Origin of the sequence: Rahnella sp. AN3-3W3 (genome assembly GCF_003263545.1) — a bacterium.
GTDB lineage: Bacteria > Pseudomonadota > Gammaproteobacteria > Enterobacterales > Enterobacteriaceae > Rahnella > Rahnella variigena.
In genome coordinates, this window is sequence record NZ_JYDG01000074.1 from 1 (window position 1) to 13,333 (window position 13,333).

Below are 13,333 nucleotides of genomic sequence, written 5' to 3' on the forward strand. Positions count from 1 at the left end.
TTGCTATCCCGAATCATCTTGAGCGACAGTTCGCCGTAACAGAGCCAGATCCGGGACTACTCTACGGTCGTCGTCAATGTCATCGTCCACTCATATGCTCCGACATGAGACGGAGTTACCCTTAATTGGAGTGGAACAGTTATTGCGTCCCCCCCGCCCGTCGCCGTTCCGCATGTTTGCACTGTGATTGGTGTCGTGGTTGCTGAACCATTATATATCACATCAGGTATTTCATCCGATGGATTATCGGCGCTTTTAGCTATTGTCCAGGCTAGGGTCTGATTCATGGAGCAACTACTATTAAACTTACTGGCATCCCCCCCCAGGAAGCCTAGCTGGACAGGCAGTTGTGCGGATAAGCTTCCACCGAGCTTTGTAGCGCCCAGGTTTACGTGCGACGGCGTAGTCAGGTACCCCACGGGTAGTGTTTCATAGGTAAAATGTACATGTAGCCCCACCGATGTGCTATCTTTTGCCGGACTATCATTCTCATGCAGAATACAGTAAAAATCCACATCACGACGATTTGCAGGCTTATTGACGCGGTACGTAAGCCAATTAGTACCTGAATCAACATCCCCAAAGTGTGAGTTCCAGTAGTCGGGCATGATGGTCAGCCGGCCGTCATCTAATGTTACCTCTGATTCCTGAGCTTTATTGGCTGCCGCAGTAGCCTGATCTGTCGCACAGGAAAGATGGCCGGTGCACCCGGCAAATGTTCCATTGCACACCAGTTTAAGTTCTTGACCTACATCCTCTTTATAAGAAACTCCAAGGGAATTCCCCGTGGCGGCGGGGGGCGTTACCTCCCACCAGGTAGCGTCGGCACCTGCAGCATGTGCGTATATTAAAATCACCGTAGCGAAAAGAGTCTGTTTTGCGGTTTTCATTTTATTATTCTCCATACCAAGCTGGCAGAGTGTTTATACTAGTTTTCATTTCCCGGGCCGCATGGTGCAACCCGGGTAATTGTCTGTTCAGACGTTACTCGTAGTTCATATACAGCGTGACCGTACTGGACACGCTGCCGGCTTTAACGCCGGAAGCGTTCAAAGCGGCTGCCGTACGCACCAGTTTGGCCAGGAAACGCATATCCACGGCATTGTTTACCACGTTATATTCCGCAGATGTGCTGCCGTTCGGCAGGGGCTGAACAGAGGTATCCTGGCCATCAAACAGCTGAACGGCAACGCCTGTCGCGGCATCCGACCCCGCCATGCCGCTGAACACGGCCTGAAGTGAATCTGTTGTGTTTCTGCTGTTCCAGAAGGTCTGATGACTCCCGGTAAGGTAGAAAGACCCCAGCTTTCCTGCCTGCTGGGAAATCGTGGCCTGAGCTGTTCGCGGCGGCTGTTGTAAAGGTTATAAACCCCTGACCAGTCACGCTCAACACGGCGGCCTGCCGCGTCAACGACGCCGTTTTCATAGCGCCATCCCGACATACCCTTAAGTACGGTTTCGTCCAGCGTGTGAAAGCCCTGTGTGGAATAGCGATACCCCGCCAGCTGGAATGTTGTTCCTGTGGACACTAGTGACCTGCTGTACAGAAAACGGACTGACTGCCCGACGTGATGCGAACCGTCTGCCAGTATGCTGTCTGCGTGGGTAATATCTGCAGACAGCGCCCCCCATCGCCCCAGATTGGCCCCTACACCTGCTGCCAGAGCCCGGTATTTCCCGGCAAGCTGCAGGCCCCCATAAGCTGTAATATCGTGGGGCAGGCCCCGGAGCAGGGTGCCTTGGGCAAACGCCGGCGAAGTATACTGGCTGCTGCTGAGGTACCGCCCTGCCGTGATGCCATAACGTACTTGTCCCTGGCGTTGCAGTATCGGGACAGAAGAATAAGGCACCGTGAACGTCTGCTCGGTGCCGTCAGCTTCCGTCACGATGACCTGGAGGTCTCCGCCTGAGGAAAGCGAATAAAGGTCGTTTATGACAAATGGGCCTGCAGCCACAGAGGTGCGGTAAATTTCATTATTGTTCTGGCGGATACTCACCCGGGCATTGCTGCTGGCCACGCCTCTGACTTCCGGTGCAAACCCTCTCATCGTATCAGGATACATTTCGTCACTGGTGGCCAGCTGAACTCCTCTGAAAGGGCCGCATCAAAAACATCACTTCCTGTTGTGCTGTCCCCGGCGGTAAGCTCGCTGCGCCAGGGGATAATGTTTCTCTGGACGTATGTAGACTGAATCTGCCAGTAACTGTGGTGTGTGTAGCGGTCTGAATAGTCACTCCACGCGCCCCTGTTGCGTAAACGCCAGGACCAAGGTTATAGCCACTGGTCAGATTCAGATAACGACTGCTGCTGTTACCGTAGTTGCCCCGGTTATCACTGCCGCTGAACTGGTAACTGAACAGAGCAGCGCTGACGCCTTCAACCCATTCTTCGGGTGATATCCATCCGGAAAGTGGCGCATGGATGCCTGAGGAATGCCGATATTCAGCCGCATTCTCTGATAATCCAGTCTGGCAGAGGCCTGCGGGATGTATTCCCCCGGCGAAAAGCACGTCCCCGCCTTCATTCCTGAGGGAAGCCCGGGGTAAAGTGCAGTATTTACCCCCATTTCAGAAAAATCTTTTTTCGTCAGGCAGGGCACCAGTCCCGCTGAATTCCCTGTATTTTCAGTGCTTGCGTCAGACTCATCGGGCCGGCGGACATAAACAGCCACAAACCGTATGTTTCGCCGGTTGACATAACGATTGTTGACCCAGATGTCTACAGAATAAACACCCGGCGGCTGGGTTCCGGCGTCATTAAACGGACTCAGGCTGGCAATAGCCTGAGGGTCATCCGAAATCATCAGTGGATCAAAATACATGCCCCCCTCAGCGTGGCGGAAAGAAAAAATCACAATGAAGATTACAGCACGCCGAAATAATTTTCGGTTTCAGGTCTTCAAATTAATTCTTTATTAAGATAAATAAAGTGAGTTATTTACTATTTTAACGGGGCTGTAAACTCACGTGACTCTGCACCATAGTCATTTATTGTGCGGAACCAGACGCTATCACCGCCCGCCGGGAGCGGTATTTCATCAGAGCGGCCAAATGGCGCGACCATGACATCTTTAATATAATGTCCGCCTATACTAATTTTCGTCATCGTGACATAATAAGGTGTGGGGTTTTTTATGATGACATTCCTGCCCGAGCGACTGAAAGAAATCGCTGACGGAGCCATGTCGACAGTTAAGGGAAGGTTCGCAGGCCGGACGAAAAGCTTAATCCGGCTGGCCGCTGCGATGCGGATTATTGTCGAATCCATATCCTTTTTATCTGAGAAAGACGGGATCCGCTTCATGACAAAATAATAAAGCGACTCTCTGTCTTCAGGGAGTGAAGTCACACTTCTGATAACCCTTAATATATTCTCATTGCCGGGTTCACTGAGATACAGCGGAGGCGTCACAAGAAAATCATTAGTTTTATGCCCGGAAGCGTTTTCCACCCAAGACTGAACCAGATAGGAACCATTTCTGGATGAATTAACGACAGACACACCCTGTTGCTGGGAGTTGAGAGGGTAAATAATTCTTGTGCCCTGAATATAAACCCCACCTTGTTTTGCGCAGCACAAAGCAGAAAAAAGGAAAAATAAAAGGGCCGTGACAGCTGACAGAATGCTTTTCCCGGTAAATTTTCTTAAATGCGGAAACATTATCTAAATCCTCAAGGATGTCCTGACGCAGGGCTAATTTTCGCCTGGATGGAAAACACCTAACAGTCAGATTAATAAAGATTTTTATTTAAATAATTCAAAACCGGAACTGTCATTTACGGTGCGTGATTATATTCAAAACATGACGATTGACAACCCCGATCAATTTATTATCTTCAATCGACGTGAGCTATCAATGTGTTATCATTGATCGTCACAGGCTTTTATTTTTCGTTGCAACCTGTTGTAAACGTTATAAAAAAACTGGACAGGGTAAGGCAATTCAGGGGATGTGAATAAAGAAAGCCGGAAAGAATAAATTCAGGTTATATTGATCTACATCAATTTATGATGGCTATTTTTACCGGGAAACGGCTTTGTTGGGCTCTGTCGCCTTAAGGAGTCGTCAGGTAACATGCTGTTTTTTTTCGATGTTCCCTGCCCATGCATCTTATCCGAAAAGCCTTCAAACGCCTGCATTATCCCGTCGATATTATTGCCCATTGCGCTCGCTGGTATCTGGTTTACTCACTCAGCCGGCGAAATCTTGAAGAGATAATGGCTGAGCCAGGGATTGACGTTGTTCATTCCACGCTTAACCGCTGGGTCATCCGGCTAGTACCACGCTTAGATAAGGCGTTTCGCCGGTATAAACGTTATCCTGCCCGACGGTGGCGAACGGACGAAACCTACATCAAAATCAGGTGGCAGTGGAAATACCTGTACCGGGCAGTTGACAGTACGGGGCAGACCATCGACTTCCTGCTGGTCGCTAAGCGTGATGCGGCAGCTGCTTTGCATTTCTTCCGCAAGGCTATCCGCAAAACGGGGAACCGGGGAGGGTAACCATTGATAAAAGCGGCGCGAATACCGTGGTTCTGGATACACTTAACGCGGGTAAAGCAGATGGCGAAAACATTATCGTCAGGCAAAGCAAGTATCTGTATAATATGATTGAGTAGGGTCACCGGAACATTAAACGGCGGACACGACTGATGCTGGAGTTCAAATCATTTCGCCGGGCGCAGACGATACTGGCCTGCATTGAGTTAATCCATATGATACACAAAGGGCAGTATAAATATCCGCAGGGGAACGGGTTGTCACCGGCAAAACAATTCTATCTTTTGATTGACTGAAAAACAGATTACGCAGCTTTTGCTGACTTACTGCCGTTAATGCGACAGAGCCGATATTATTGGAATAGAAAAGTTTTCCTCAATAATCAAAAGGTATAACTCCATTAATTATATCTAAACACTGGAGTGTGTGGCGGCTTTGCCGCCACTGTCGTTTGTTTACCCTTGACTACTGCGCATGTATATACTTTTTCCGCACAGACTTTGAAATTAAAGGTACGCAGACACTGCAAAGCTTTGCAAAATAAATCTACACATTATTAAAATTTTTTTTAAGTAAGCATGATATCCTAAACTCCATACAAATATATTTAAAAAAAATTTTACCAAATGTAAGGAATTTTATGGACAGAGACAATAATCGCGGTATGCGTGACTGGCTCATTTTCATTCGCACTGCCGAAACCGGCAGTCTTTCGGAAACGGCCCGTCAGCTAGACATTAGTACGGCGGCAGCCAGCAAATCCATCGGCCGTTTTGAACGATATCTTGACACAGTACTTTTTACCCGGACACCCCAAGGCATGAAGCTGACAGAGGCCGGCGTTACAACACTCGCCCGCGCAAGGGACATTACAGTATCGTTTCATGCGTTGCTTGAGGAAATCCGTAATCCGGAAAGAAAAATTAAAGGCGCTGTACGGCTGGCTGCACCCGCAATCGTGTGCGAATTCCTTGCCAATGAATGGTGCCTTGATTATACGCAGGTCCACCCCAACGTGAGGGTGTTTCTCGATGCTCGCGAGCGTACAGATCTCCGCTTCGACTCTCCCGAACTGGACGATGTTGTATTACGCAGCGGGCGCATAGAGAGCGAAGATTTGGTGCACAGAAAACTCAGCCCGGTTAAGCTCCTGATTTGCGCAAGTCCAGACTATCTCAGCCGGCATCCCGCTATTTCACACCCCTGCGATTTGGAAAGACATACTCTTATGGGGATGCACAATAACGGGCTGTCCGGCCCGTTGATGCTTTACTGTGGCGAGGAGTCATACCTTGTGGATAGTTCAGCAGAAAATGGCATATCATCTAATAATCTGCTCGCCATGTTTAATCTTGCTCTCAAGGGAAGGGGGATAAGCCTTGCAACACCCGGCTGGTTGGCTGCGCCTTATCTGTCGAAAGGACAACTAGTATCTGTTTTGCCCGAGTGGAAGATACCTGAATTGTCCGCCTGGCTCATATGGCGCCAGCACACGCGCCAGAATACTTTATTCACCCACTTTCGTGACTATATTGAGCAATGTTGGAACATGCGACCAGAGTTTGATGAGCTTCACTACTTTAAAAGTGAAGCTGACAGCGAGGCAGTGGGGGGAAAGTAAGTCAGGCCCTATCCTTTTATGTTTCCTCAAATTTAACCCCCCTTTAAAAATCAGAGCGGTTCCCTCCCTCGGCTGATTTTTCTAACATACCCATCGCCTGATGAGGCAGGTGGTGGCATTCCTGTTTGTTCCGGCACGATGCCGGTAGGATTCTATCCGTCGGGTGTGATGCCTTGGCCTCAGTGAAACGTTTTTTTACCACGGAGAGCATTATGAAAGTAACGGCGGGACAGCATATCAGCTTGATAAATTCAAAGGATTTCGCGATGAGGCTGGGTCGCTATGGCTTTACCGAATGTGCCGCTCTACAGCGCTTTTTGCTGCTGGTGTGCGATGAATACCCCAGAGCATGCGAAACGCTCTATATATGGGCAAGCCTTTGTGAGTGCCTAAAGCATCACGATAACGGCAGCATGTGGTTTGCTGACCTGCACAACATGAAGCTGATAGCGCGCTCTGAGCTTGAGTACTGGCAGGTGAAGTTGGGTGCTGATGGGGGCGTTTGCCACGATCTGTTTACATTCAGTAAAGTTGTAAAGGGATGATTTACTGGAAGTGTCTCGTTAGACTTTAGATGAGGAAAACGTAACATGCAGATGAGACAAAAACAACCCAAATGAGACAAAGAAAATGTCTCACCGGGCTGTATGTTTTGGGTGTACCTTTAAAAGACAGAGGTACGCTAAAGTGGGAAAAATTCATGTTTCCTCGCGTTGCGGTTGTGATGGACTATCATAACAATTCCATTCTGCGGTATAAGTGATTTCCAGGTGAGGTAGCAATGAATAAATTTACAGGTGTAAAACTGGCGTTAATAAATACTTCACAAGTAGTCGGAATACTACGTGACAACAATCCTGAAATTGCTTTTCCCGACATGTGGGATGTTACGGGTGGAACGCGTGAGAATAATGAGTCCCCGGTAGCATGTGCTTTTCGTGAAGCAAGGGAGGAGTTAAATTTAGCCCTAAAAGAGGATGCAATAATCTGGTGTAGGGAATATGAACATCAGGGGGAAAGTAGTCCTGGTGGGTATTTTATGGTTGCATGTGTGACTGATGAGCATTTGAGTAAAGTGAAACTTGGTAATGAAGGTCAGTGTTTTAAACTTCATGATATGAATGATTTTATCAAATTACAAAATGTCGTACCCTTTGTAAGGGAAAGGTTTATGGATTATATAAATGAGGAGAAGAACAACACGATATAGTTTCATATTGTTAAGCGTTACCTGAAAGCCATGTATGCGTGTTTTTTACGGAGTGATTTTCATTGTCACTTATTGTGAGCCCGGTGAAATGGATTGCGAGCCGGGCAGAATAAATGCGAGCCCATTATCACTTAATGTGAGTCGATGGCGTTTTTCAGTTGCAGTTAATGTGAGCTGAAATCGGCGCTGATTGCGAGTCAGAGGGATTTCGATTGCGAGCCGTTACAGCTACCCTTTTCAAGGGCAGTTACATCTTTTAAAACGACCTACACATATAAAGATGTATGGTTTTATCTTTATTGTATAGCAATGATAAATCACGCAACATATCTCTCATATTTACACCTTTGTCATCCATTATTTTTATAATACTTTTTTTCGATTCCATGGCTAGTTTTGCATAATTAACCTGAGATTCATGATCAAAATATATACTATAGTTTTCAACCATCTCTCCCCCTTTTATTTTCTCTACTGCTTTAAATTCTCCATTAACTAAATCTTGCAAGTCATCAAGATAACCATGAAGAACCTTGTTTTTCACGGTATAAAACTTAATCTCCAAATTATCAGGCAATTGACTTCGAAGACTAAAATCCCTACTTGCATGTGCGGCGAGAAATACATCCTTATACGTTTGTTTTGGGATATATAATTCGAATTTTTTGAAAACCACTTTATAAACCTGATTATTTATTTTTTTTACTAGCAAAGCATTTGTATTAACAAAATAGCCTTTTTTTTGATCAAACTTCATGTATTTTATCAAGCCTGTTTTCATTTTCACTGATTCATAAATATCAATATCATAGTTGTATTTTAAGATACATCCTTCAGAATTGATCCCTATGTTTTTCACTATTCCTAAATCTGGATTGTAAATTCCTGCAAAACGTATTTCATTTGGTGACCCAATAAAAGCAACCCGCATATCATTACCAACAAACTCAATTGGATAATAGTCATTACTTAGTTTAATATAAAGATTTAAATCATTTGATATATAGATGTTTTTTTTATTATTTACAGAGGTGATGTCAAGTTTTGATATATCTATATTGGCAATACTCTTTGAACTAAATTCACCTGAAATAATTGTTTTACTTAGCGTGAGCTTTCTTTTTTTGAGGTCTACAAATATATATTCTGAATTATTTTTTTGGATACAATAGAAGTCTCCAATTTTTAGCAACTCTAAATATTTATCTTTAACTTTAATATACCCATTCCCATAAGCATCATACATGACCCCCATATGGTCAGGAGACGAAAGACTCTTTACATCTACATTCTCTGAAAACATTGACGGGTCAATTAGTCCCTCTAAATCTTCAGATACCTGAATCGGTCTTAGCGCGATTTCCGGATTAATACACAACTTGCTTCCAGTTACACCTCTCCTGGTACGGTGGCCGGTATAAGTAATATCACTACCTGCGCTACTAATCTCAGCCACAGATTCTTTGGTATTTCTGAATTTTTTATTTTTACTTGTAATAGGTTCGAGGTATCCGTCTTCATCGCAGAAATATTTATACCCACCTGGCATACCTGTTTCGGGATTAACCCGCACATAAACATCTTCGCCTCGCAGCTTGCCAACTGCTTTTACAGGCATCTCCAATTCTGTTCCCGGTATTATTCCCATAATCTGCTCATCTGATGCCGGCTGTTGGAGCTCGGTAGTTCTGCCCTCTCTGACTAATTTTTTCGCCACGCCAGCCGTCTTTTTTATTAGCAGACAGGAGGTTCGTAATTTTATTGACAAACTTGCTGCCGATATAACCTGTTAATTCAAAGCCTGGGTCGATGGATCTGAGTGCATTTTTCCCCAGCGACGCCAGCTCTCTGGTCGTTGGCAGGCTGACTTCACGGAGAACATTTCTACTTGCAACCTGAACCCCTTCTCTGAACATTATGCCTGCACCGCTACGAAGCCCCCTCACAAGTCCCACACCAAACTTCCCGCTAAGGCTTGCAACCGTTCCAAATAGGGGAATAAGTGCCATTGCATCCAGAAGGCATGCAGGAACTGCCTGCATCGGATCCCTATTGACAATACCTTCGACGCAGTCATAAAAAGGAATAATATTCTTAACCACACTCCATATCTTCTGAAGGTCAGACTTATCATTGCCAGATTCATAAAGAGCGCTAAAAAGAGCATCGCGATGTACGTTGCTCAGCGAAACGCCAAGTGATAGGATATTATCACTTTCTGCAGCAATGGCCTTACTGCCGACTTCAATTGAATAGTGGAAAGTTTCACTGCCAGCTTTTACGGTTGAGGTGTCATAAATATATTCATTACCGAAATTATAGTCCAGCACACTGCTTTGTATATATTTATTAATATCACGATCAACGCGAATTACTCTGTAACCTCCCTGGTCACCCATTAAGGCGTATATTCTTTCTTGCCCCAGCAGGGTTACGGAAATAAGTTCTGTTTTGCGCAGGGAGACTACTGTATTTATATCATTAGTAAAATCTAGCCCTTTATTTGTGTTTAACATAGGATCTATCCCAGAATTTATATTACTAAATGAAATTGATCCGTATCTAGCCCAATCCTCGTAATTAGTCCTCATGTTTATGTGTGCTGGACGCATTATGGATTGGGCATTTGAAATAAATAATCTCTCATCTTTTGACAATGCATTTATTGCGGAGATGATAAGATATTTATCAATATCAAGAAAGCTATCAGCCACATTTTTCGTCAGTCTTTCGTATTCATCATTCAGGCTATCGGGTGCCTCTTCGCAGGGTTTTGAAAACCCATTTAGGTATTTTTGCCTGAGATTTCTTCTGTTCTCCTCCAGAGTTACTTTCATCATATGAGAATGATGAGGACTAGGTAGAGTGATTTGTTTGCATGTAGATGTGATATAATCTGCCAGTTTCAACTTGCTGAACCATGCCTTTGCTGCTGAAATATACTTATTGTATTTCTCCTCTATATCCTTCTGCACTTCGCTCACTTCCTGCCGGTACTGCAGATATTCATTAACAATACCAAAATCATTCATTTGCTCTTTTTCTGTTTCTTCTAATTTATCAATTTCATCAGATAAAATAGCAGGGAGAAGATAGTATTTCAGATTATCCACTGTTATTCCTTCAGAGACAGCTAAATCCCACATTTTCTCTCCAGTTAATATTGCTTCATCGGCGGTGAAATTTTTTATCCCCGTATTTTTTAGGAAATGTGAGCCTGAAAAAAGGTTAGCGAAATCAAAATTCTTTAACGATATCCCTTTAACCTGTTCTTCACAGAATAAAAGAAAAGGCATCTCATCTATCAGGAGTTGTTTCCAAAGCATGGACAATAAAATGTTTTCGAATGGCAATAATCTGTCAGAATGAAAACCTCTACCTTCAGGTAACTTATTCAAAAAAAGCAAACGATGAATATCGTCGACAGTATAGTCTCTCGATGCATCCACTTTTATTTCACTCTTAATATATTCCTCAGGGGATGCTCCAATGATATTCTGAAAAATCCAGTGCAGGACTACAGTTTTTGCCTGTTCACTGGATAGTGTTTCATTTTCTACCTCACCATATACTCCGCTGCCAGACAGTATTTTCTGTGCCAGTTTTTTTATATTATTTTCATTCAAAACATTATTGTTTTGGCCATTGGAAAGATAATTTGGTAGTACTTTAAGGAGCGTTTCCTTTTCAATCTTTCCGCGGCTATCTGATTTTAAAATACCTTCACTTAATAGGAATCTTATTACATTGTGATTAGCCCGGTGAAGGAAATTTTTGTGTATGTTATCGGGGTCTGCTTGGTTAAGAGCCTGATATTCGAATGAATCTCCGGTGGGCTCTATATCATCAGTTCTGTTAACATGCTTTCCCTCCGGATTGAGTGTGGACAATTTATTCCACAGCCATGTTCCCCCAATAGCAGTCCCGGTCAGACCCATAGCGGCTCCAGCCGCAATGACAGTTCTGCTTTTCAGAGCCTGTATATATGACGTAGCCACAGGTATTGCCGCTGTGGTCATCACTATGGGGAGTAAAGGCTCTCCGACACTCCGACTTGTTGCTGCCGAGGATACCTGTGTTTCCGGTATGTCTGTGTGTATAAGTATCCTATCTGCCTCTTTCGTCAACGGTTCAGGATAAACGGTGGCATCACATTTTGTATTGAAATGCGTATTGGTAATAACCTTTTCGTTTGTTTGCTGGCGGGTCTCAGTCTTCAGGTTAGTACAGAACAGCAGTTCTGAAAGACCGCTTTCAAGTCGGAGTTTCTCCACAGCCAGATAATGCGCCTGTTCAGGCACAGAGAGGTGGGAATTTTTCACGGACGCAGGGCCGGGCCTGTTCTGTACCGTCGCACGGGTGTAATCCTCAGGGTGGGCAGTTGAATTTGATGAGAATGCGGTGAGCCGTGGTATAGAGGAAGAGCAGGAAACTGCTGCATCGCATACATCTCTGGTCATTTCTACTTGGGTATCGACTTCAAAAGCAGGCGCACGTTGTGATGACCCGGTATTCTCAGGGATTGCCGCGCCGGACGGGAGACTGCGCGCCATATTTCCCAGCGCTGTCCAGTAATGACTGGCACGGATAAAAATATTAGCCATAAAGGCCGGGATCTTCAGAACACCGCGCTGCGGGGCCCCTTCGTCTTTCATCCAGCGTCCCGCCACAATGGCCGTTATAGCCAGGGCTGTAAAAAGGTGGATGGAAGTGTGATTATCTTCGTTGCCCAGAGACTGATGCAGAAAAGTCTCATCCGTCCACCCGGTAACGGTATCCCGGATAAAGGATGCCAGCCGGGATACAACATTCATATTCTCAGGAAGGTACCAGGATGCCAGTCCGAGGGCATTCAGTGCTGCGGTATCAATATTCCGTCGTTCAGTAACTGCGGTATACAGGCTGTTTGCTGCGACCACGAGACTTGCCGGGGTGCCGGGAAGTATTTTAGAAAGGCAGGCAGAAAGCATAATGCTCTCCCCGCATTCCCCCAGGGTACGGACAAACTGCTGAACGCCACGGCGGCAGTCTTCCGTGAACGGGACCCGGGACTCTGCGGCTTCTCCGGCAGAAGATGATGGATCAGCCTGATGTTCTTCATGGGGGGCAAAGGCTTCAGCCCCCTCAAACCAGGTATATTCCATTTCAACGTAGTCGATGGCGTCAAACCAGATATCCTGGCCTTCCGGATTTAAACTATCCCGACATACCCGGGATATATTATTTGATGGGGTGGGGGTTGGTGGGTTTACAGGTAGCATACTCTTCCGTTCGTATCCGTAAGTGATTGTTAGACTCCACTATTTATCATCATCAAAAAATATTTCTTTCAGAAAATGACTTTATTTCTGTTGAGTGCCTGAATAAGGGATTACCGGACGATGAGTTAAAGCTGACCCGGGTGGTTAATGCCGATCGTTTAAGGATCAGTTGACCGATCCTGTGGCTCATTTAAAAAGGGTTCATGCTCAACATGAACCCTTTTTAAATGGAACTTTCACAAGCTCCCGGTATTATCAATCTCACTGCCCCGATGAAGTTCAAAGCCTCGCTGACCTCCTGTCTCCTGACCTCATTCAGCAAGCTTTTTCTCTCACTGACACCGTCACCCTACGCAAGCGTAAACTCCCCTCGAGTCCATGATCTGGCTGGTTATCGGCATGGCCATATTCAACAATAAGCTTATGAGGGGTTTGAGGGCCATTGATGTAAAAAACCACGCTAAGAGCTTTCAGATTGCGGATATTTCCCCATATACCCACTTCTTATAAACCCCATTACACATTGACCCAATTCCATTGGTAATTGGCTGGCAGGCTACTCACCCTGCCATGAAAGTGTCCTTATATTGGCATAGTCACAGGTTGCTGGCTCATCTGGATGAATAAAATCACCCGATTGAACTCTATCAGGCCTCATTACTCACTTTGTTATCTGCTCGTTAGGACGCTTTCTCAGACAGTAAGGAAGTCAGAGTCTGACACTCACTATAAGCTGA

At 45.2% G+C, this 13,333-nt stretch carries 9 protein-coding genes and 4 pseudogenes; 5 read left to right on the plus strand and 8 right to left on the minus strand.

What is annotated here, in order from left to right:
• Positions 1-56: 56 nt before the first annotated feature.
• From UC15_RS19025 to UC15_RS19050, 6 genes and pseudogenes are all read right to left on the minus strand, one after another.
• Complete coding sequence (locus tag UC15_RS19025) at positions 57-890, minus strand: hypothetical protein (protein WP_112290157.1); 834 nt, start codon at positions 888-890, stop codon at positions 57-59.
• Positions 891-984: 94 nt separating this feature from the next.
• A complete protein-coding gene (locus tag UC15_RS25780) occupies positions 985-1,218 on the minus strand; it encodes a fimbrial protein (protein WP_198659737.1) in 234 nt (77 codons plus the stop codon).
• Positions 1,107-2,087 (minus strand): annotated as a pseudogene (locus tag UC15_RS26265) (fimbria/pilus outer membrane usher protein); the annotation flags it as partial. The gene UC15_RS25780 and the pseudogene UC15_RS26265, both read right to left, overlap by 112 nt.
• Positions 2,045-2,254 (minus strand): annotated as a pseudogene (locus UC15_RS26270) (fimbria/pilus outer membrane usher protein); the annotation flags it as partial. The pseudogenes UC15_RS26265 and UC15_RS26270, both read right to left, overlap by 43 nt.
• Positions 2,255-2,291: 37 nt before the next feature.
• Positions 2,292-2,822 carry a FimD/PapC N-terminal domain-containing protein gene (locus tag UC15_RS19045; protein ID WP_112290162.1) on the minus strand — a complete coding sequence of 177 codons (531 nt, stop codon included), beginning with the start codon at positions 2,820-2,822 and terminating at the stop codon, positions 2,292-2,294.
• Positions 2,823-2,941: 119 nt separating this feature from the next.
• Entirely contained in the window at positions 2,942-3,661 is a 720-nt protein-coding gene (locus UC15_RS19050; RefSeq protein WP_112290163.1) for a fimbria/pilus periplasmic chaperone, read from the minus strand.
• 444 nt (positions 3,662-4,105) lie between these two features.
• Here UC15_RS19050 and UC15_RS19055 point away from each other — a divergent pair.
• From UC15_RS19055 to UC15_RS19070, 4 genes and pseudogenes are all read left to right on the plus strand, one after another.
• Positions 4,106-4,800 (plus strand): annotated as a pseudogene (locus UC15_RS19055) (IS6 family transposase).
• A gap of 344 nt (positions 4,801-5,144) precedes the next feature.
• Positions 5,145-6,125 carry a LysR family transcriptional regulator gene (locus UC15_RS19060; protein WP_112290164.1) on the plus strand — a complete coding sequence of 327 codons (981 nt, stop codon included), beginning with the start codon at positions 5,145-5,147 and terminating at the stop codon, positions 6,123-6,125.
• A gap of 212 nt (positions 6,126-6,337) precedes the next feature.
• On the plus strand, positions 6,338-6,670 hold the full coding sequence (locus tag UC15_RS19065) for a hypothetical protein (protein ID WP_198659736.1): 333 nt from the start codon (positions 6,338-6,340) through the stop codon (positions 6,668-6,670).
• Positions 6,671-6,906: 236 nt separating this feature from the next.
• Positions 6,907-7,335 carry an NUDIX domain-containing protein gene (locus UC15_RS19070; protein ID WP_112290166.1) on the plus strand — a complete coding sequence of 143 codons (429 nt, stop codon included), beginning with the start codon at positions 6,907-6,909 and terminating at the stop codon, positions 7,333-7,335.
• A 256-nt stretch (positions 7,336-7,591) separates the two neighbouring features.
• On the opposite strand, the gene UC15_RS19075 is transcribed toward UC15_RS19070, so the two are convergent.
• Together UC15_RS19075 and UC15_RS19080 are read right to left on the minus strand one after the other, a co-directional pair.
• Positions 7,592-9,052, minus strand: coding sequence for a putative adhesin (locus UC15_RS19075; protein WP_157961004.1), 1,461 nt, complete (start codon positions 9,050-9,052; stop codon positions 7,592-7,594).
• The gene (locus UC15_RS19080) at positions 8,991-12,596 is read right to left on the minus strand and encodes a hypothetical protein (RefSeq protein ID WP_157961005.1); all 3,606 of its coding nucleotides are present in this window, start codon (positions 12,594-12,596) and stop codon (positions 8,991-8,993) included. Before UC15_RS19080 ends, UC15_RS19075 begins: the two co-directional genes overlap by 62 nt.
• A gap of 227 nt (positions 12,597-12,823) precedes the next feature.
• On the opposite strand from UC15_RS19080, the pseudogene UC15_RS19085 reads away from it, so the two are divergent.
• Positions 12,824-13,022, plus strand: a pseudogene (locus tag UC15_RS19085) (transposase domain-containing protein); the annotation flags it as partial.
• Positions 13,023-13,333 lie beyond the last annotated feature (311 nt).

What these genes read in the sequence shown, in the direction of transcription:
- UC15_RS19065 (WP_198659736.1), top strand. Translation starts at nt 6,338, where the DNA reads ATGAAAGTAACGGCGGGACAGCATATCAGCTTGATAAATTCAAAGGAT.
- UC15_RS19025 (WP_112290157.1), bottom strand. Translation starts at nt 890, where the DNA reads ATGAAAACCGCAAAACAGACTCTTTTCGCTACGGTGATTTTAATATAC.
- UC15_RS19060 (WP_112290164.1), top strand. Translation starts at nt 5,145, where the DNA reads ATGGACAGAGACAATAATCGCGGTATGCGTGACTGGCTCATTTTCATT.
- UC15_RS19045 (WP_112290162.1), bottom strand. Translation starts at nt 2,822, where the DNA reads ATGTATTTTGATCCACTGATGATTTCGGATGACCCTCAGGCTATTGCC.
- UC15_RS19070 (WP_112290166.1), top strand. Translation starts at nt 6,907, where the DNA reads ATGAATAAATTTACAGGTGTAAAACTGGCGTTAATAAATACTTCACAA.
- UC15_RS19050 (WP_112290163.1), bottom strand. Translation starts at nt 3,661, where the DNA reads ATGTTTCCGCATTTAAGAAAATTTACCGGGAAAAGCATTCTGTCAGCT.
- UC15_RS25780 (WP_198659737.1), bottom strand. Translation starts at nt 1,218, where the DNA reads ATGGCGGGGTCGGATGCCGCGACAGGCGTTGCCGTTCAGCTGTTTGAT.
- UC15_RS19080 (WP_157961005.1), bottom strand. Translation starts at nt 12,596, where the DNA reads ATGCTACCTGTAAACCCACCAACCCCCACCCCATCAAATAATATATCC.